17 protein-coding genes are annotated in these 21,019 nt (G+C 41.0%); all 17 read right to left on the bottom strand.

All coding sequences use genetic code 11. The features are described from left to right. Window positions 1-12: 12 nt before the first annotated feature. Complete coding sequence (locus tag ACFRAK_RS05085; RefSeq protein ID WP_387706842.1) at window positions 13-4,335, bottom strand: PolC-type DNA polymerase III; 4,323 nt, start codon at window positions 4,333-4,335, stop codon at window positions 13-15. A gap of 159 nt (window positions 4,336-4,494) precedes the next feature. Then, entirely contained in the window at window positions 4,495-6,195 is a 1,701-nt protein-coding gene (locus ACFRAK_RS05090; RefSeq protein WP_394571381.1) for a proline--tRNA ligase, read from the bottom strand. A gap of 266 nt (window positions 6,196-6,461) precedes the next feature. Then, entirely contained in the window at window positions 6,462-7,730 is a 1,269-nt protein-coding gene (rseP, locus tag ACFRAK_RS05095) for an RIP metalloprotease RseP (protein ID WP_260284277.1), read from the bottom strand. Window positions 7,731-7,737: 7 nt separating this feature from the next. After that, entirely contained in the window at window positions 7,738-8,898 is a 1,161-nt protein-coding gene (dxr, locus tag ACFRAK_RS05100; RefSeq protein WP_394571382.1) for a 1-deoxy-D-xylulose-5-phosphate reductoisomerase, read from the bottom strand. A 42-nt stretch (window positions 8,899-8,940) separates the two neighbouring features. Beyond that, window positions 8,941-9,738 carry a phosphatidate cytidylyltransferase gene (locus tag ACFRAK_RS05105; protein ID WP_387707984.1) on the bottom strand — a complete coding sequence of 266 codons (798 nt, stop codon included), beginning with the start codon at window positions 9,736-9,738 and terminating at the stop codon, window positions 8,941-8,943. 25 nt (window positions 9,739-9,763) lie between these two features. Next, window positions 9,764-10,537, bottom strand: coding sequence for an undecaprenyl pyrophosphate synthase (locus ACFRAK_RS05110; protein WP_387599945.1), 774 nt, complete (start codon window positions 10,535-10,537; stop codon window positions 9,764-9,766). 399 nt (window positions 10,538-10,936) lie between these two features. Beyond that, entirely contained in the window at window positions 10,937-11,494 is a 558-nt protein-coding gene (gene frr, locus ACFRAK_RS05115) for a ribosome recycling factor (protein WP_053534379.1), read from the bottom strand. 3 nt (window positions 11,495-11,497) lie between these two features. After that, window positions 11,498-12,220, bottom strand: coding sequence for a UMP kinase (pyrH, locus tag ACFRAK_RS05120; protein WP_034313639.1), 723 nt, complete (start codon window positions 12,218-12,220; stop codon window positions 11,498-11,500). Window positions 12,221-12,345: 125 nt separating this feature from the next. Further along, on the bottom strand, window positions 12,346-13,230 hold the full coding sequence (tsf, locus tag ACFRAK_RS05125) for a translation elongation factor Ts (protein ID WP_387599942.1): 885 nt from the start codon (window positions 13,228-13,230) through the stop codon (window positions 12,346-12,348). A gap of 310 nt (window positions 13,231-13,540) precedes the next feature. Further along, window positions 13,541-14,254, bottom strand: a complete 714-nt coding sequence (gene rpsB, locus ACFRAK_RS05130; RefSeq protein WP_034313644.1) for a 30S ribosomal protein S2 — start codon at window positions 14,252-14,254, stop codon at window positions 13,541-13,543. Between the two features lie 153 nt (window positions 14,255-14,407). Continuing rightward, entirely contained in the window at window positions 14,408-15,040 is a 633-nt protein-coding gene (locus ACFRAK_RS05135; RefSeq protein ID WP_387705818.1) for a hypothetical protein, read from the bottom strand. 227 nt (window positions 15,041-15,267) lie between these two features. Then, entirely contained in the window at window positions 15,268-16,032 is a 765-nt protein-coding gene (locus ACFRAK_RS05140) for a FliA/WhiG family RNA polymerase sigma factor (RefSeq protein WP_260284271.1), read from the bottom strand. A gap of 125 nt (window positions 16,033-16,157) precedes the next feature. Next, a complete protein-coding gene (locus tag ACFRAK_RS05145) occupies window positions 16,158-16,661 on the bottom strand; it encodes a chemotaxis protein CheD (RefSeq protein ID WP_394571383.1) in 504 nt (167 codons plus the stop codon). Then, the gene (locus ACFRAK_RS05150; RefSeq protein WP_387599933.1) at window positions 16,654-17,292 is read right to left on the bottom strand and encodes a chemotaxis protein CheC; all 639 of its coding nucleotides are present in this window, start codon (window positions 17,290-17,292) and stop codon (window positions 16,654-16,656) included. Before ACFRAK_RS05150 ends, ACFRAK_RS05145 begins: the two co-directional genes overlap by 8 nt. Before the next feature lie 4 nt (window positions 17,293-17,296). Next, window positions 17,297-17,752 carry a chemotaxis protein CheW gene (locus ACFRAK_RS05155; RefSeq protein ID WP_387599930.1) on the bottom strand — a complete coding sequence of 152 codons (456 nt, stop codon included), beginning with the start codon at window positions 17,750-17,752 and terminating at the stop codon, window positions 17,297-17,299. A 101-nt stretch (window positions 17,753-17,853) separates the two neighbouring features. Then, window positions 17,854-19,896: a chemotaxis protein CheW gene (locus tag ACFRAK_RS05160; protein ID WP_387599927.1), complete on the bottom strand. Its 2,043-nt coding sequence runs from the start codon at window positions 19,894-19,896 to the stop codon at window positions 17,854-17,856. A 21-nt stretch (window positions 19,897-19,917) separates the two neighbouring features. Next, on the bottom strand, window positions 19,918-21,015 hold the full coding sequence (locus tag ACFRAK_RS05165; RefSeq protein WP_387705816.1) for a protein-glutamate methylesterase/protein-glutamine glutaminase: 1,098 nt from the start codon (window positions 21,013-21,015) through the stop codon (window positions 19,918-19,920). Between the last annotated feature and the right edge of the window lie 4 nt (window positions 21,016-21,019).

Here is a 21,019-nt window from a genome sequence, read left to right on the forward strand (position 1 = left end):
TCAGTTTCCTCTTTAAAATAAAGATAACTGATTTTGTTCAGGCAATGACTCCAGACAGCCTTGTTTATCAAGGTATTCAAGGATGGTCTTCGAAACCTTCCCCCGTTGTTGAAGGTCTTCTTTGGAAAGGAATTCACCATTTTCCCGCGCGTTGACGATATTGATCGCCGCATTCGTTCCAAGACCAGGTATCGAATTGAATGGCGGTATCAAAGTATTTCCTTCAATTAAGAATTGATCTGCACTGGATTTGTACAAGTCCACTTTAGCGAATGAATATCCGCGTTCACACATTTCCAAAGCAAGTTCAAGAACCGTCAATGTATTCTTTTCCTTTGTGGATGCATCCAATCCCTTTACCATGATTTCTTCCATTTTTGATTTGATCGCTTGCGACCCCCGTGTCATGGCGTCGATTTCAAAATCATCGGCACGTACTGTGAAATAGGCTGCATAATACAATAAAGGCAGATGCACTTTAAAATAGGCAATCCGAACAGCCATTAAGACGTAAGCTGCAGCATGGGCTTTCGGGAACATGTATTTAATCTTCTTACATGAATCGATATACCATTCCGGCACCTCATTTTTCCTCATTTCCTCTTCGAATTCCTCCGAGAGCCCTTTCCCTTTACGAACAGATTCCATGATTTTAAACGCTAGGGAAGGATCTAGGCCTTGGTATATCAGATAGACCATAATATCATCCCGGCAGCCTATAACCTCACTTAGTGTACATATGCGGTTGTGGATCAATTCCTGTGCATTGCTCAGCCATACATCCGTACCGTGGGAAAGCCCTGAAATCTGAACAAGCTCGGAAAATGTCGTAGGTTTCGTATCTTCAAGCATCTGCCGGACAAAGCGCGTACCAAATTCCGGTATGCCAAGCGTACCCGTTTTACACATGATCTGTTCTTCGGTAACTCCTAAAGATTCAGTACTGCTGAATATTTTCATTACTTCCGGATCATCGGTAGGGACGGTCTTTGGATCGATGCCACTTAAATCTTGAAGCATCCGGATTACAGTCGGATCATCGTGACCAAGTATATCAAGTTTCAAAATATTATCGTGAATGGAATGGAAATCAAAGTGAGTTGTTTTCCACTCAGAATTCCTGTCATCCGCAGGGAACTGAATTGGTGTGAAATCATAGATATCCATATAATCCGGAACAACGATAATTCCCCCCGGGTGCTGTCCAGTCGTCCTTTTCACACCAGTACAACCGGCAACAAGGCGATCAGTCTCGGCTCCACGCATGTGGATGTTATTATCAGAGGAATACCCTTTTACATATCCATAAGCCGTTTTTTCAGCGACCGTACCAATCGTTCCGGCACGATATACATATTCTTCACCGAATAAGACCTTCGTATAGTTATGGGCCTTCGGCTGATACTCACCGGAGAAGTTCAAGTCAATATCAGGAACCTTATCCCCTTTAAATCCAAGGAAGGTTTCAAACGGGATATCATGCCCGTCTTTTGTATAAGCAATGCCACAATCGGGACAGTCTTTATCTGGCAGGTCAAACCCGGAACCTACAGAACCGTCATTGAAGAATTCGGATTTCTTGCACTCCGGACATACATAATGCGGCGGAAGCGGATTCACCTCTGTAATTTCCGTCATGGTGGCAACGAAAGATGATCCAACCGATCCCCTTGAACCAACTAGATAACCATCATTCAAGGATTTTTTAACAAGTTTGTGGGAAATTAAATAAATAACGGCAAAACCGTGGCCAATGATGCTTTTCAATTCTTTCTCAAGACGGGCTTCCACGATTTCCGGCAGGTTCTCTCCATAAATCTTCCTTGCCATTCCATAACTCATTTGACGCATCTCTTCTTCTGCACCTTCAATTTTAGGTGTGTATAACTCATCCTTGATAGGTTTGATTTCTTCAATCATATCAGCGATTTTATTCGTGTTGGTTACCACGACCTCTTTGGCTTTCTCAGAACCGAGGAAGGAGAATTCCCGCAGCATTTCATCTGTCGTCCGAAAATGTACGTCAGGAAGCTTATGGCGATTCAGCGGATTTGCGCCACCTTGTGAATTCACAAGGATTTTACGGTAAATTTTATCATTCGGATCTAAATAATGCACATTTCCCGTGGCTACGACTGGCTTATCCAATTTTTCACCAAGCTTGACGATATTGGAGATGATCGTTTCCAATGATTTATCATCCCGTACATATTCAAGCTCAATCAAATGCTTATACACTTCCTTCGGATGGATTTCAAGATAATCGTAGAATTCGGCGATATCGACGACTTCCTCAAAACCCTTCTGCATCATCCCTTCAAAAACTTCCCCTTTATCGCATCCCGATCCGACCAAGATTCCTTCACGATACTTTTTAAGTTGTGAGCGTGGTAGTCGGGGCACACGATAGAAATAATCTATGTGTGATATTGAAATTAATTTGAAAAGGTTTTTTAAGCCAGCCTGTGTTTGCGCAATCAGCGTACAATGAGACGGCCGGGAACGCTGATAAGCGTTTCCTTTACCCATATTGTCATTAAGTTGATCATGATGGGTAATCTCCTTTTCCATTGCATCCTTTAGCATCTTCAGCATAAGGTATCCTGTAGCTTCGGCGTCATAAATGGCCCTATGATGCTGGGTCAAATCAATATCGAACTTTTTACATAATGTATTTAACCGGTGATTTTTAAACTCCGGATATAAGAAACGGGCAAGTTCCAATGTATCAAGAACAGGATTGGAAGCTTTAGGATAACCCAAGTTTTTATAGCCTATATTCAAAAATCCCATATCGAAGGCTGCGTTGTGAGCAACCAGAATCGCATCGCCCGCCCATTCCTTGAACTTTTCTAGTACTTCCGAGACTTCCGGAGCATTTTCTACAAGATCATCAGTGATTCCAGTCAATTCTATCGTCGTATTGGATAGTGGATGATGCGGATTAGCAAAAGACTCGAAGCGATCAATAATGTCACCATCACGAATTTTCACTGCAGCAAATTCAATGATCGTATCATAAACGGCTGATAGGCCTGTCGTCTCTACGTCAAACACAACATAGGTGGCATCTGCCAAAGCGATATGCGCCTCATTATAAACTATGGGCACACCATCATTTACCAGATTCACTTCGACACCATAAAGGATTTTGATACCATTCTTTTTCCCGGCACTATAAGCTTCAGGGAATGATTGGGCTCCCGCATGATCTGTAATGGCTACAGCCTTATGCCCCCACTTTGCTGCCTGGGCAACAAGCGCAGAAGTAGGCGTCACTGCATCCATTTGGCTCATTGGGGTATGCATATGCAGTTCTACACGCTTTTCCCCTTCTGGAGCCTTATCCTGCCGTCCTTGTTTAGAAATTTCATTTATATCATTTGCGATCATTACTAGGTCACGTACGAATGTATCATTTTGGATGCTGCCTTGGGCACGTACCCACATCCCTTTTTTCACTCGGGCAAGTATGGCAGCATCTTCTTTATCACGGGAAAACATTTTGACCAATATCGAGCTCGTATAATCTGTGACTTTAAAAGTCAACAGGCTTCGTCCGCTGCGTAACTCACGCACTTCTGCATCAAATACGAAGCCTTCGATAGCAATCCTGCGCTCTTCATCAATAATTTGTTCGATTCTGCGGAAATCCGCATCTTCTTTAATCGTATAGCCAATTTTAACCGGTCCATCGTAGACGGCATCGTCCCCGCCTTTTTCCGATTCTTTTTTCTGCATTTCCACTAGGGCAGCAAGTCCCTTTTCTGCGTCTTCCTTTTGTTTCTCTTCTAAGAACTTTTGGTAATCAGGATTCGAAACCGTTTCCTTCACTTCCGCTTCAAGTGTCAACGGAGGAAAACCGAATGTTTGATAGATATTCGAAATGATGCCGGAGTATTTTCGCTTCAACTGACCAGCCTCCGCATCATTCCGGGCGCTAACGATAAGCTTATATCCATTTACCGTTGGAACTTGTTCATTTAGAAGTGATAACAGTGCAGGAGACATGCCTTCAAGCTCGCCAATGCAGTTTTTCCAATACTCCTTCACCAATTGTTCCGTCACTTGCGGATTGGCCACATTCAAGTTGAATGTGACCTTTGCAATATGGGAAAACGTACTTGCCAGATGAGTAGCAAGTCTTGTATGAACACTGCAAGGAATTAATGCAGGTATATTAAAGGCAAAATGCCATGTTTTGGACTCCCTCTCGATTGAGAGTTTATCAATTTCGGCACCTATGAAATAATTCACAAAGGCATCCTCAGTCAAGCCCATTTGCTGGAGCAAGAGTTGAAATCTCTCTCTACCGCTATTTGGATTTTGATCCATTCCCTCTCTCCCCTATCTACTATCTCTTATTTTTCACAATCATTTTCTTTTGATACCAGAGGCTATTATAACATATCATGAATGTTTCACTAGTATCCAAATCCATGAAAAGGAAAGGCATCATCCAATTGAATGATGCCTAATTCCGCTATTTTTAAATTATGCCATTATTTCGTGAAGCTTTTGAGTCAGTTCAGCTCTTTCAACTTCAAGAACCTCACCCGTTTTACGGATTTTCACTTCAACGATTCCCTCGGATGCCTTTTTACCAACAGTCACCCTGACAGGAAGACCCATCAAGTCAGAGTCTGCGAATTTTACGCCCGCACGTTCTTGACGATCATCCATAAGAACTTCCATGCCTTGTGCCTTTAGATCATTATATAAATCTTCTGCCAGGGCAGCCTGAGCCTCATCCTTCATATTGATTGGAATCAAATGGACTTGGTATGGCGCTAAATTCGCTGGCCAGACCAACCCTTTTTCATCGTTGAATTGTTCAGCAACAGCGGCTAGTGTACGGGAAACACCAATGCCATAACAGCCCATGATCATAGGCTGCGTCCTTCCATTCTCATCCAGGAATGTCGCATTCATAGCTTCAGAATATTTAGTTCCCAGTTTGAATACGTGGCCTACCTCAATCCCTTTGGCAAATTTAATCTTTCCGTTTCCGTCCGGTGATGGGTCACCCTCTTGGATGAAACGAAGATCTATATAATTATCCACGTTAAAGTCACGAGCGGGATTTACGTTCACATAATGGTGGTCTTCCTCATTTGCACCACAAATTCCATTAACCATGGCCTCAACGGCAACATCCGCAATCACTTCGACTTCAGAAGTGACATTGATTGGTCCAAGTGATCCAATTGTACATCCTAAGACTTCTTTCGTCTCATTTGGATCGACCAATTCAACGATTGAAGCGTTATAGAAATTCTTCAGCTTGATATCATTGACTTCATGATCTCCTCGTACCAAAACAAGCACATACTTTTCATCCACTTTAAACAATAACGATTTTATTAGTTTCTCTGCACTAGTATTCAAGAATGAAGCAACTTCTTCAATCGTTTTTTGGCCTGGTGTATGAATTTTTTCAAGTGCAATTTGTTCTTCGGAGCTTTTTTCATATTTAACGCTCACAGGTGCCATTTCAATATTAGCTGCATAATCGGAAGTATCAGAATATGCGATGGTATCCTCCCCAATTTCAGACAGGACCATGAATTCATGTGTATCCTTACCACCCATTGCCCCAGAATCGGCAATGACGGCACGGAAGTTCAGCCCACAACGGCTGAATATATTCGAATATGCCGCATATAAATTTTTATAAACAGCATCCAGGCTTTCTTGATTAGCATGGAAAGAATAAGCATCCTTCATGATGAACTCACGTCCACGCAACAATCCGAAACGCGGTCTTTTTTCATCACGGAATTTGGTTTGGATCTGATAAACCGTTAATGGAAGACGCTTATAGGATTTCACTTCATCACGAACTAAGCTGGTTATCACTTCTTCATGTGTGGCACCAAGCGCAAATTCACGGTTGTTGCGATCCTTAAGCCGCATCAACTCTGGACCATAGGTATACCAGCGTCCAGATTCCTGCCAGAATTCGGCTTGTTGCAGAGCCGGCATCAACAATTCTACCGCACCAGCATTTTCCATCTCTTCCCTAACGATAGCCTCAACCTTTTGAAGCACCTTTTTTCCAAGCGGCATAAAACTATATACACCGCTGGAGTTTTGTCTCATAAATCCTGCACGTAATAGCAGCTGATGACTTTTGATTTCAGCATCTGCAGGCACTTCCCTCAATGTAGGGATCAACGTCATACTTTGTTTCATATCTGCACCTCTTCAATATTTCCTTTAAATTAATTGCGGCTACGGAAAATTCATACCGCAACATTAATACGGTCATTTCATACAAAAAAGACTTTCCGCGTTTTTCAGAAAAGCTAATTTAATATACTCATTCTCGATTATACTTACGATTTCCCTAGAAAACAAACAATTTCCCCAAAACGGTTAAAAAACTAGGAAATCCCTTCAGATAAGAAAACGGCCAACAGATAAATCTGCTGGCCTGTTTTGCATTTTCCAAACTTATCTTACAGGAAGAATCGCTGGATATCATTCCATGTAACGACAATCATCAATAACATCAGCAAGGCAAAGCCGATGAAGTGGACCATTCCTTCTTTTTGACGGTCAATTGGTTTTCCTCTTAAGAATTCGACCACAAAGAATAACAGTCTTCCTCCATCCAATGCCGGCAGCGGAAGCAAGTTCATGATTCCCAAGTTAATGCTGAGCAGCCCAGCCCATTTCATTAACGTGAATAAACCTTGTTTCGCTACTTCCTCAGTTGATTTATATATTCCTACAGGACCGGATAAACTGTCGATCGTAAATCCACCCGTTACGAGGTCACCAAGGATGATGAAGATTTGTTTTGTCCAAAAATACGTTTCTGTAAAACCATATTGTATTGCTTTAATCGGTGCTTTTTCAACCGGAGGGTAAACGCCGATAATTCCGATTTTCTTCCCTTCCCTCTCCACTTCTTGTGGAACAACCGGAACTTCTAATGTTTTCCCGTCCCTGTCAACGACGAACTCGATCTCTTGCCCAGGGTTCTTTTGAATGCTTTCCTGAACATCTCCCCAAGTGGAGACTTCCGTACCTTCTATGGATTGAATGACATCCCCCGATTTTAAACCGGCATTTACAGCCGAACCATCTGGAGTCAACTCACCAAGTTTCGCTTCATCCACCACGACTCCTTGAAACATGCCGATCAACACAAAAATGACAAAAGCCAAAACGAAATTCATTGCCGGTCCAGCTACAATCGTCAGGAAGCGATGCCCAAGCGACTTTGAGGCAAATTGCCGATCATAAGGAGCAATCTGGTTTTCTACACCATTTTCAACGATCACCGCTTCTTCATGAACGGCAAACGTTTTTAGTGTATCTTCCTCGCCCTCTTCATAACCAGTAAGGATCAGTTTATGATCAAGATCGATCACTTCAACTTCCACAAGACGAATATCAGGATATTTATCTTTATTGTTCAAAATGATTTTTGTAACATTCTCTTCATTATCAAACATTAATCCCACCCGATAGCCGGGCTTCAATTCAATATTCTCTGCGTCTTCACCAGCCATACGCACGTACCCGCCAAGAGGGAGCAGTCGAATGGTATATACGGTTTCCTTCTTTTTATAAGTGAATACTTTTGGCCCGAAACCGATTGCGAACTCACGGCATAAAATTCCTGCTCGCTTTGCAAACACTAAGTGCCCAAGCTCATGGAAAAATACTAGAGCTCCAAAAATGATGATGAACGCTATAATCGTTTCTAAAGTCTGCATGTTCCGGTCACCTATCTTTCACTAAAGATTCTATATACTGCCTTGTCATATTATCGACTTCCTGAATCGTTTCTAAATCTGGAAGGGCTATGACGGAATGCTGATTCAGCGCCTTTTCAATCAATGTTTCTATATCAAGGAAGGTTACCTTTCCAGATAAGAACGCAGAGACTGCGGCTTCATTGGCGGCATTCAACACAGTAGTCATCGTTCCGCCCATTTTACCCGCTTTATATGCGAATTGCAAACAAGGATATCTGGTGAAATCCATATCGCTGAAATGCAGTTTGCCTGCTTCAGCAAGATTAAGCCGTTTGCGACCTGTTAGCGGAATACGGTCTGGATAAGTAAGTGCATATTGTATCGGAACCCTCATATCCGGTGTCCCCAGTTGTGCCATCACGCTGGAGTCATGAAACTCAACCATGGAATGGATGATGCTCTCCTTATGAAGCAATACATCAATTTTATCGTAGGGAAGATCGAATAGCCAGTGGGCCTCAATTACTTCCAATCCCTTATTCATCATTGATGCCGAATCTATGGTGATTTTAGCTCCCATTGACCAGTTCGGATGGTTCAGTGCCTCTTCCACCGTTACACCCTTCAATTCTTCCCTGGTCCGATCCCGGAAACTGCCTCCTGAAGCAGTAATGACAAGACGTTCTATATTTTTTCCCTTTTCACCTTGCAATGCCTGAAAAATAGCTGAATGCTCACTGTCAACCGGCAGCAATCGGACCCCCGCTTTTTTTGCTTCACTTATGACCAAATGACCTGCAGTCACCAAAGTCTCCTTGTTGGCGATGGCTATATCTTTTTTAGCCTTTATTGCTTGAAGTGTCGGATAAAGACCCACGCTTCCGATGACGGCATTGACCAATATCGTCGCTGGACCATAAACGGCAACAGCAGCCAATCCCTCATCTCCATACATGAACTCGATATCTTTGCGGCTGGAGAATTCACTTTTCAAAACATGATAATTTTCTTCCGTTTGGACTGAAACCAGTTTCGGTTCAAACTCTTTTATATAAGTCCTGACCAATTCTATATTCTTTCCAGCAGAAAGCGCCACAATCTTGAATTGATCTGGATGGGACCTTACTACATCCGCTGTTTGTTGACCAATCGATCCTGTCGCGCCCAAAAGGCTGATATTTTTCAAATTGTTCATCTCCTAATTCAATAACGCTTGCCTATATATATATTATAAAACGTGCAATAAATGCAAAATCGGTAAAATGAATATCACGCTATCAAGCCTGTCCAAAATTCCTCCATGTCCCGGGAGAAGCTTCCCTGAATCTTTAACGCCATAATGACGTTTATACGCCGATTGGACAAGATCACCCAATTGCCCAAATACCCCAATGATTAATGAAATCAATAATAATTGTAATAACGTGTAGTCAAGGTTGGAGAAGACGTAAAATAGAACACCCACTACCATAGCGGAAAATAACCCGCCGATAAATCCCTCCACTGTCTTGTTTGGACTTATTTCTGGCCATAGCTTTCTTTTACCAAGTGATTTACCAATGAAGTAGGCTCCGGAATCGGTTGCCCAGATCGTAAATAGGGTAAGCAGGATATAGATCAGCCCTAACCCCAAAGAGTCCCGTGTTTCAAATAGGTAGTAGAAACCTATCCCCAAGTATAGGATTGAAATCACGAGAAAGCCTGCATCATCAAAAGTGAAACGGTTTTTTGAAACGACTGTATAAAGTAACAGCAGCAAAACCCCGATTAAGAAGACTTGAACCTTATCGTAATTTATTTCCGCTAAAAAAGCGGTATGCTCATTAGGCAATAAAAGCACCCACAATAATATGTGTGCAAGAAATGATTCAAAAGACAATACACGTAACTTTTTCATTTTCATCAGTTCATACAAACCAATTGACCCTAACAGATAAACCGTCAGTAAAAAGGGAATGCCCCCTAAAATGACTAGTGGAATGAAGATAGCGGCAACTACGACCGCCGTAATAATTCGTTGTTTCATTATTCCATTTTCCTCGCCTTCTACATTAAACGCCACCGAATCTTCGTGAACGCTTTTGATACTCCTCAACTGCCTGCAATAAATGCTCTTCACTAAAATCCGGCCATAGCACTTCAGTAAACCACATTTCAGTATAAGCTGCCTGCCAAAGCATGAAATTGCTTAAACGGATTTCACCGCTTGTACGGATCAGTAAATCAGGATCCGACAAATGTTTGGTCATCAGATAACTGGATAACATTTCCTCAGTTACAGATTCCTTTATTATACCATTCTTAGCATCATTCAAGATGCTATTCACTGCAGATACAATCTCCCCGCGGCTTCCATAATTCAGGGCAAAATTCAGAATCATCCCATCATTACCTTTCGTGTCTTCCATTGCCCGTTTAACGGCACTTTGAGTATGTGACGGAATGAGAGACAAGTCCCCTATCATTTCTACTCTTACATTTTCGGAAATGAGCTCGGGTAAAAATGTCCCAAGAAATTCCTGTGGAAGCTTCATCAAAAAGTCTACTTCACTTTTCGGACGTTTCCAATTTTCAGTTGAAAACGCATAGACTGTCAAAGTTTTGACCCCTAATTTATTGGCAACTTTCGTAATCCTACGAACGGTTTTCATTCCTTCATGATGACCCGCCACACGTGGCAATGCACGCTTTTTGGCCCAACGGCCGTTTCCATCCATAATGATGGCTATATGCTGAGGAACATCAAACTGTTTAATATGCTGAATCCTATTTGTTACATCGGAAGAAGCATCTTTTTTAACGAAACGCTTCCAAAGTGAATACATATGTTAGTCCCCCATCAGGTTGTACTTATCTCTCTACAAAGGCAAAGTTGTCGTGCACTATGTATATCAAGCTTTCTGCCGCTTAAAAAGAATCTATATTATAATATCAAAAAAAAACTGGTTCTCATATTATTATTATGAAAATTTTTTCTTCAATAGAAGCTAGAAAGGGAGAAATCATTACTTCTTTTTTTCTAAAACCGGTTTATGAATACCATGAAAAATGCAAAAAAGGACCACCTCCAACGTTTGCATGCAACATACTAACTCAAGGCGTAATCATAATCGGAGAAACCTTATTATAACAGTTTTCTCATTTAAGCACACCTATATGTTAGAACCAAGACATGACCCTGTATGGATTCGGCCCTCTTTATTTAATCAATTCTTCAGCGGAAATTATACTTCCAAAATTTCTTTTTCTTTATCTTTTGTAATTTCATCGATTTTCGTGATATTGCCATCTGTCATCTTTTGGATGTCATCAGCATAGCCACGTAAATCATCTTCAGTGATTTCACCGCTTTTTTCAAGCTTTTTCAAATCATCATTAGCATCTCGACGCACATTACGGACAGCTATTTTCGCTTCTTCCGCTTCTTTTTTCACAACTTTCACAAGCTCTTTTCTACGCTCTTCAGTTAACGCCGGAATGGCTATCCTGATGACCGATCCGTCATTAGAAGGATTTAAGCCTAAGTCTGATTTCAAAATCGCCTTTTCGATTTCACCCAATACAGTTTTATCATATGGTTGAATGACTAATAATCTAGCTTCCGGGACAGAAATGCCAGCCACTTGATTGACTGGTGTCGGCGAACCATAATAATCAATCGAGATTCTATCAAGCAATGAGGCATTTGCCCTTCCGGCACGGATGCTTGCTAATTCACGTGTGTACGCTCCAATGGCTTTTTCCATTTTCGTTTTCGCATTCGAAATAACTTGTTTCGGCATCTTTTATTTCCCCCTTACGATAGTTCCAAGCGTTTCGCCTAAAACGGCCCGTTTAATATTACCTTTTTCCATGATCGAGAAGACGATCAATGGAATATCATTGTCCATGCATAGTGAGGACGCAGTTGAATCCATTACTTCTAACCCTTCTTTAATCACATCAAGATAGGAAAGTTTATCATACTTCACTGCATTTTTGTCCTTTACCGGATCTGCATTGTATACGCCATCCACATTATTCTTCGCCATCAAGATGACATCAGCTTCAATTTCAGCAGCACGCAGGGCGGCAGTGGTATCCGTTGAGAAGTATGGATTACCTGTACCAGCTGCAAAAATCACCACTCTCTTTTTCTCTAGGTGCCTGATTGCACGGCGTCTAATGTATGGTTCTGCGACTTGTCTCATCTCAATGGAAGTTTGCACGCGGGTTTCAATTCCAAGCTGATCAAGGCTGTCTTGTAATGCCAATGAGTTCATGACTGTAGCCAGCATACCCATATAATCGGCATTAGCACGATCCATGCCCATTTCACTGCCTATTTTTCCGCGCCAAATGTTTCCGCCGCCGACAACAACAGCCACTTCCACATCAAGCTCAGCCACTTCCTTGACTTGTTCAGCAATGGATTTAATTACTGCAGGGTTAATTCCAAATCCTTCTTCACCGGCTAATGCTTCGCCACTTAGTTTTAGAACGACACGTTTATATTTAGCGTTACTCATGAGAACCTCCAACTATGTAATCTTTTCATTCGTTCATCATGTTTTCTTGCAATACTACCAAAAATTCATGACATTTCAAAAAATAGGGAACACAAGAGTGTTCCCTATTATTAATTATCTGACAATTAGTCTTTTTTAACTTGATTCATTACTTCTTCAGCAAAGTTTTCTTGACGTTTTTCAAGACCTTCCCCTACTTCATAACGAACGAATGATAGGATTTTTCCACCTTTAGATTCAACGAATTGTCCCACTTTTTGATCAGGGTTCTTAACGAAAGCTTGTTCGTTAACACAGATTTCTTCGTAGAATTTATTGATACGTCCTTCAACCATTTTTGCAACGATTTTTTCAGGTTTTCCTTCATTAAGTGCTTGCTGAGTAAGAACTTCGCGTTCGCGTTCTAGTTCGCTGGCATCAACTTGGTCACGAGAGATATATTTAGGGTTAATTGCAGCGATATGCATTGAAACGCCTTTAGCTGCCTCTTCATCAGTTGTACCTTCAAGAACTGATAGTACGCTGATGCGTCCACCCATGTGAAGGTATGCACCAAATGCGTCGTTATCTGTTTTAGAAACGACTTGGAAACGGCGAAGAGTTAATTTTTCCCCGATTTTTGCAACAGCAGCATTGATATGATCTGCAACTTTTGCTCCATTTTCCATTGTTTGCTCAAGAGCTGCTTCAACGCTTGCAGGTTTGTTAGCAAGAAGGAATGAAGCCAATTCTTTAACAAGAATTTGGAAGCCTTCATTTTTAGCAACGAAATCAGTTTCTGAGTTCACTTCAAGAATAACCGCTTGGTTTCCTTCCACAACGATTGAAGTTAAACCTTCAGCAGCAATACGGTCGCCTTTATTAGCAGCTTTTGCAATCCCTTTTTCACGTAGGAAATCGATTGCCTTTTCCATATCGCCTTCTGTTTGTACAAGTGCCTTTTTACAGTCCATCATGCCGGCACCAGTTTTTTCACGCAATTCTTTAACTAATTGTGCAGTGATTGCCATAATATATATCCTCCTCAAATTAAATGCAGTTTATTCAATCTTTACCCATTATTGCCAAAAAATACTTGTTATCATCAAAGAAAATAACAAGCCTTGAGAATTTTTCCTGAAAAAACATCAACTTTTTCAGTCAGTTTGACGGAGCTAAACTAGTTGATGATTTTCATCCCTCAAAAATCGCCCATACCTTTTTAAAAAGACATTCCGTACAGTGATTTTATGTAAGTTCATTTAGTGCAAAAAAAAGGGATAAAAGGCATTATCCTCTTATCACCTTTTTTCTTACTAAATAAGCAACCTTTTTTACTTATTAAGCAGTAGTTGTTTCAGTTGCTGTTTCTTCGCCTTGTTTAGCTTCTAAGATAGCATCTGCCATTTTACCTGTTAATAATTTAACAGCACGGATTGCATCGTCATTCGCAGGAATAACTACATCGATTTCATCCGGATCACAGTTTGTATCAACGATACCAACAAGTGGAATGTGTAATTTGTGTGCTTCCGCAACAGCAATACGCTCTTTGCGAGGGTCGATAACGAAGATCGCATCTGGAAGAGTCTTCATATCTTTAATACCGCCTAAGAATTTTTCTAAGCGATCCCATTCTTTTTTAAGTTGGATAACTTCTTTTTTAGGAAGGACTTCGAAAGTTCCGTTTTCTTCCATTTTTTCGATATCTTTAAGACGAGCGATACGTTTTTGGATTGTTTCAAAGTTTGTTAAAGTTCCACCTAACCAACGTTGGTTTACATAGTACATACCAGAACGGATAGCTTCTTCTTTAACAGATTCTTGAGCTTGCTTTTTAGTTCCGACGAAAAGAACAGTACCACCGTTAGCAGCTAGTTCTTTCACGAAGTTATAAGCTTCTTCAACCTTTTTAACTGTTTTTTGAAGGTCGATGATGTAGATGCCGTTACGCTCAGTGAAGATATATTTCTTCATTTTCGGGTTCCAGCGACGTGTTTGGTGTCCGAAATGCACACCAGCTTCAAGCAATTGTTTCATAGAAATGACTGACATTTTAGTTCCTCCTAAATGGTTTTGTTTTTCCTCCGCACCGATCATTTTCATACAGAAACTGTCGTAACAGCACCATCTGCAAGAATCACGGGGCGTGTGTATTAACACCATTTCATAATATATCATAATGACTCTGTACAATCAAGAGATAACTTATCTATTCTCGCGAAACTTTAGTAATAGCTCTATCTCCGTTTGACCGCGACCTAACTTTTTGGCGATTTCCTCTACTGAATTCCCTTGATCTGCTAACATATCCACTTTTTCATTCAATGACCATTCATTTAACGAAGCCTGCAGCATGCCCGAAAATTCCATGCCAGCCGGCTTCCCCTCGTTTTGAGGGGAAGTGGCTGCCGATGAAAGCTCCAATTTGTCCTCGACTTTTACGGGTAGAGCATTGGCCTCATTTTCTTCAGGCACTATTTTATAAGCGTTAATCGCCTTCATTTTAGCTGCGGCACGATTTCCCTCTTCATACTTACTGTTTTGTTCTTGTTTTTCATCTTTATCATCCTTTGTTTCCTTGTTTGAACCATGTTCTTTTTCTTTGTGTCCATGATCGTGATTCATAGCCACCGAATTGGTGACTGCCTTTACCAATGTCTCGTTGTCCTCTTTCATCTCCATTAAATAACCTGACAAAAGTTGTTCCATTTCCCCAATGATGGCTTTTTGGTCTTTTTCCAACTTACTTAAACGATTTTGGCGAAGATATAAAACGATGATGGCGAAAATGGTGAATATGTTTAATACAAACAACAGAAATATAAAAAACGCTGACATGTTGCCTCCTATTAACCGGAATAGTCAATCCTGTTACCCTAATACGGATGGGGATCTTTTTTCACTGTTGTTTTTCCTTGATTACTTTCTCTATGCTTGAAAAAGTACAGTTCGAACATTCTGTGATTTCGAGACATTTATTGATCCGGGTACCCGTAAGAATTTTTTCAAGTTGACATATAGGGGCTTTCTTCGTTCTCCAAAGCCCTCTTCAAAAAAAATCATGATTAAATCTTTTGATCTTGCATCGTGTTTCTTAATTTATATATCGCTTTCGAGTGAATTTGGGATATCCGGGAAGTAGATAAGCTCATCACTTGTCCGATTTCGGTTAATGTTAGTTCTTCCTTATAAAAAAGCTGTAAAACCAACTGTTCTTTTTCATTAAGCGTTTCTATGACTTTGGCTAATTCCACATACAGTTCTTCCCTTAACACATGTTCCTCAGGTAAATCCGCCTTTTCATCTTTAATATGAAAATTCGCGCTTTCTTTATCGTCCTCTTGGGGATTTTCATCAATTGATAGTACATTGGCAAAGAAATTCTCATTTAATGCAGCATATACTTCATCTTCCGGGATATTCAATTCAGCGGCAATCTCATTTGGCGAAAGGTTCCTCATGTATTGCTGCTCCAGCCTTTCTATTGCAGATTCAATTTTCTTGGCTTTATCTCTTGCACTCCGTGGAAGCCAATCCTCTTTCCTTAATCCATCTAAAATAGCACCACGGATTCTAAAAGATGCATATGTGTCAAACTTCAGGTCGCGCTTCGTATCAAAGCGCTCCAGGGCATCGAATAACCCCATCATCCCTAAACTCCTTATATCATCCCGGCTCACATTTTTAGGAAGACTTACCGAAATACGTTGAACATGATACGATACGAGAGGTATGTATTTCTTTACCAAAATGTCCCCGGCCAGCGGATCTCTGCAATCCACCCAATTTTTCCAACATAACTGCTCTTCTTCGATGGTCAGATGAGACATTGGACATCCTCCTAACATTGTTATATGATTTGTGATCAAAACGGCCCCTAGAGCCATAAATGCATTAATGGTTCAGTAGCAAGTGCACCTGTCATATTTTTGGCTTTTCAAAAGCCATTCCGATCCTATATGTTTTTAGTTCCTTTTGTAACGGTACGAATTTTTAGCAAACAATCATTAAAATTGAATTCGATCGTTCTTCCGCTATTCCCGCCAACGTCTTCGGCAACGACTCTAATCCGCAAGTCAGATAACTCTTTCCGGACAGCTTCCACATTCCGGGGTCCTATCCTCATTAAAGCCCCTCCTGAGGCAAATTGAAACATTTGCGCTCCGCCAGCCAACTTCGCTTTTAGGAAAGGCATTCTTGCGCCTTCTTTCACTAAGATCTGCACTAATTCCTTAATGGCCGTATCTGCAAATTTGGCAATGTTGATCTGTCCCGATTTACTGAGTGAAGAGTCAGGCAGCATGATATGGGCCAAACCTGCAATTTCTTTTTTTTCATCATAAATCACGACACCAACACACGACCCCAACCCGGAAGTACGAATCGTATAGGGAGGTTTTATTATATTCATATCCGCTATTCCAACCTTAACAACCTGGTCCTTTATCAATTCAGTCATTAGGTGATACTCCTAAAGCGGAAAAAATGATATCAAGAAATTCGGGATCAGGTAATAGAAAGAAATGACCATTAATGGAGTCATCAAAAAGTTGGTCTTTTTCAAGTACTGTATCAATGACGATGGCTGCGTCACTTACTTGAGATAATTCCAATAATCCATAACTGATCGTTGCCCCTACCATATCGATGCTCAAGGAAGGAACGGATGGATGGATATTCAATCGGGTGAAATCAGAAAGGGAAGAGAGATAGGATCCCGCTAAAATATTCCCTAACTCCTGAAGGCAAGAGAGTGCCAATTCATTATAGGGTGCTGAATCTATTAAAAAGGTCACATCACCAGTCATCTTACGAATCAAGTATTCAGCTACGGGTAGCGAAAGGATAAAAAACATACTCCCTGAAGCATCACCTTCCATTCTAAGGAAAACGCTGGCAACGACGTGATCGGCCCCGCCAGCCATTTCCATCATTTCATCAAAGGAAACGATTCGGACATTAGGAACATTCATAGCAATTTTCCTATTAAGGATGGCAGAAAGCGCGGTTGCTGCGTTCCCTGCACCTATATTACCGATTTCCTTCAAAATATCGAGTTGAAGAGGGTTGATTTTCTCAATGAATGACATATGATTATCCTTCTCTTAACATATTTTCAGTCATTTCTAGACTTAAGGCCTTCTCCAAATTAATTAGGACGAGCAGTCGCTTCTCAATTTTAGCCACTCCGCTAATATATTCTGAAGCTGAATGTCCCACAATTTCAGGCTGAGGTTCGATACTTTCCACGGGAATATCCAAAACATCATTGGCAGAGTCCACTATTAGCCCCACTTCCATATCATCCAGAATGACGACGATAATCCTTGTTGACTCATCGTATTCCACCTCTTCGAAACCAAAACGAACCCGTAAATCAATAATTGGAGTGATTACACCCCTTAAATTTATGACTCCCTTAACAAATTTTACAGCCTTTGGAACTCTTGTAATATGCAGAAGCTTTTCGATACCACTGACCTTATCCACTGGAATTGCATATTCTTTATCCTTAATTTGAAATACAATAACTTTCATATCCTCCGACATCTATTCCCCTCCTTTAAAAAAACTCATGATGATTGTAAAGCTTTGATACGAATCGGCACGGTCGAACCAACGCCCCGTTACCCTGCCCATTTATCTATCATTCAATGAATCAATGTGTTGCAATCTATGATTAAAGCAACTTGCCCATCACCAAGTATCGTTGCCCCGGAAATTGCAAATGCACTAGTTAAATAATTACCTAGTGACTTCAGAACGATTTCCAGCTGCCCGATAAATGAATCAACGACTAACCCTGCTAATTTATCACCTTTTCTTACAATGACCACAGAGAGGGACTCTTCTTCTTCCTGACTGATAGGAACTTCGAATATATCTTTCAAGAACAGAAGCGGTAGGACCTTCCCCCTGTAATCAATAACTTGTTGATTATGGGCATTCATGATATCTGCTTTTTTTATTATTGCTGTTTCAATAATGGAAGAAAGCGGTATGGCATATTTTTCATTTTGGATTGCAACCAGCATGACAGAAATAATGGACAATGTAAGCGGAAGTTGAATAAGGAAGATGGATCCTTCATTCTCTTTGGAATCGATCGTGACAGATCCACCGAGGGACTCAATAGTATTTTTAACCACATCGAGCCCCACACCCCGTCCCGATACATCTGAAATGGTTTCCGCTGTTGAAAAACCAGAAGCGAAAATCAATTCATAGATTTGCTTATCCGTTAGGGTGGCGGCAGTTTCCTTAGTTAATATCCCATTGGATAGGGCCTTGTTCAAGACTCGATCTTTATTAATGCCTGCGCCGTCATCCTCGATTTCAATGAAAACATGATTACCGCTGTGATATGCTTTTAAGAGGATTTTACCTTCTTCATTCTTTCCTTTAGCTAAACGTTCTTCAGTTGTTTCAATTCCATGATCCATGGCGTTTCTTATTAAATGGACGAGTGGATCACCGATTTCATCAATGACTGTACGATCAAGTTCCGTTTCGGCACCGTTGATTTCCAAATTGACTTTCTTGTTTAAATCCCTTGCCAATTGACGAACCATTTTAGGAAAACGATTGAATACAGTTTCCACGGGCACCATCCGCATGTTCAATACGATTGTTTGTAAATCACTTGTTATACGGGACATTCTTTCTACTGTTTCATGCAATTCTTGATTATCCAAATCGCTGGAAATTTGATCAAGTCTGCCTCTATCGATTACTAATTCCTCGAATAAATTCATTAATATATCAAGCCGCTCAATGTTCACCCGAATGGTCTTGCTTGATGCCGGCTTGACGGGAGCCTGTTTTTTCTTATCATCGTTATCAGTTGGAAGCAAGACATCATTTGACTCTTGTTTTAGAATTCCAGTAACATTATCCTCGTTAGATTTAGCTTCATGCCGCATGCATTCTAGATCAAGTGCATTTACAACAACTTGATCCACTTCGGTAACCTTCATGATTTTTTTCTTTATCTCTTCACCCGATTCTGTTGTTACCATCGTGACCGTAAATTGCTGATCGAATTGCTCTTCTTCCAAAAGTTCGACGGGTGGGTGGGACTTGATTACTTCACCTGACTTTTCAAGCACTTCGAAAACCATAAAAACACGGGCAGCTTTTAAAAGACAGTCCTCACGCAACCCTATCGAAATTTCGAAGCTGTTGAAGCCTTGATCCTTTGACTGTTGAAGTACTGTCCATTCAAATTCATCGTACTCTCCCGCAATCATTTCCTTCTTTTCCAGGACGGCAGAAGCTGCTGCAATCTCTGCATTGGTGGAAGAAAAGGGCGACTCCCCTTTTTCAATCATTTCCAGCTGATGGACAACATCCTTCACATTTCTTTTTCCATCTCCACCTTCAGCAATGGACATGACCATTGCTTCTAAATCATCAACCGCTAAAAATATCACATCAAACAATTCAGGCGAAAGGGCGATTTGGCTGTTTCGAATCGCATCCAGCACATTCTCCATTTTATGAGTTAAGTTGGCTAGATCCTCATACCCCATAGTTGCCGACATCCCTTTTAAGGTATGGGCGGAACGAAAGATTTCGTTTACGATCGAGAGGTCTTCCGGGTTCTTTTCGAGTACCAGCAACTGTTCGCTGCACGTTTGAAGATGTTCTTTACTTTCCTCTATAAATACCTCTAAATATTGATTCATATCCATACAATCTCACACCTCCACGTGTTAACAATAGCTTATTATCGCTTTAGCTATTTCTTCTACATCCTCTACGCTATCTATTAACTTGGTATTGATTGCCGCTTTAGGCATACCAAAAACGATTGATGTCTCCTGTGATTCGGCTATCGCTTTTAAAGGACCCTTTTGTTTAAGATTCGAAAGCCCTCTCGACCCGTCCTTTCCCATCCCGGTCATGATAACGGCTATTTTCGCAGAATCATTCATTTCACTTACCGATTCAAATAGCACATCAACCGACGGGCGATGTCCATGACGCACTTCGGATTTATCCAAAAGGATTGCCCAGCTCATCCCGACCTTCTTCACTTTCAAGTGAAAACCTCCAGGTGCGATGTAGGCGATACCTTTTTGTATCAGTTCTCCCTCTTCAGCTTCCTTCACTTTAATCTTGCATAATGAATTCAGGCGTGTTGCCAAGGATTTTGTGAATCCGGGGGGCATATGCTGGACAATGAGTATGGGCGCATCAATTTCTTCTGGGAGTCCTGTCAAGACTGTCTGCAGAGCTCTCGGGCCTCCTGTTGATGTGCCGATAACGATTATCTTCTTATATCCATAGGACCATTTTTTTATATCTTTTTCACTTTTAGGCATATCCATTGAATCTATTTTACTATATTTTCCCCAAACGGATGGGCCTCTTTCAATATTTTTTGCATTTTTTTCTAGTTTGTGAACATTTGCCCTGCTGGCAGCCATAACTTTTTCATGGAGTTCTTTCTTGATTTTATGTAAATCCAATGAAATGGCTCCCGAAGGCTTAGCCACAAAGTCAAAGGCTCCACTGTTCATGGCGGCAAATGTATTTTCCGTTCCTTTTTTCGTGGTGCTTGATAACATGACTACAGCGGTCGGACATTCATTCATAATCCGGTTTAATGCTTCCAATCCGTCCATAATCGGCATTTCCACATCCAAAGTCACGACATTGGGTTTTAAAGCCTTTATTTTGTCAATGGCATCTCTTCCATTCCTGGCAGTCCCGATGACTTCCACCCTGCTATCTTCTGCTAAAAACTCTGAAATTAACTTTCTCATAAACGCAGAATCGTCCACTATCAGCACTTTTACTTTACCCATATAA

Source organism: Peribacillus sp. NPDC056705 (genome assembly GCF_043656335.1).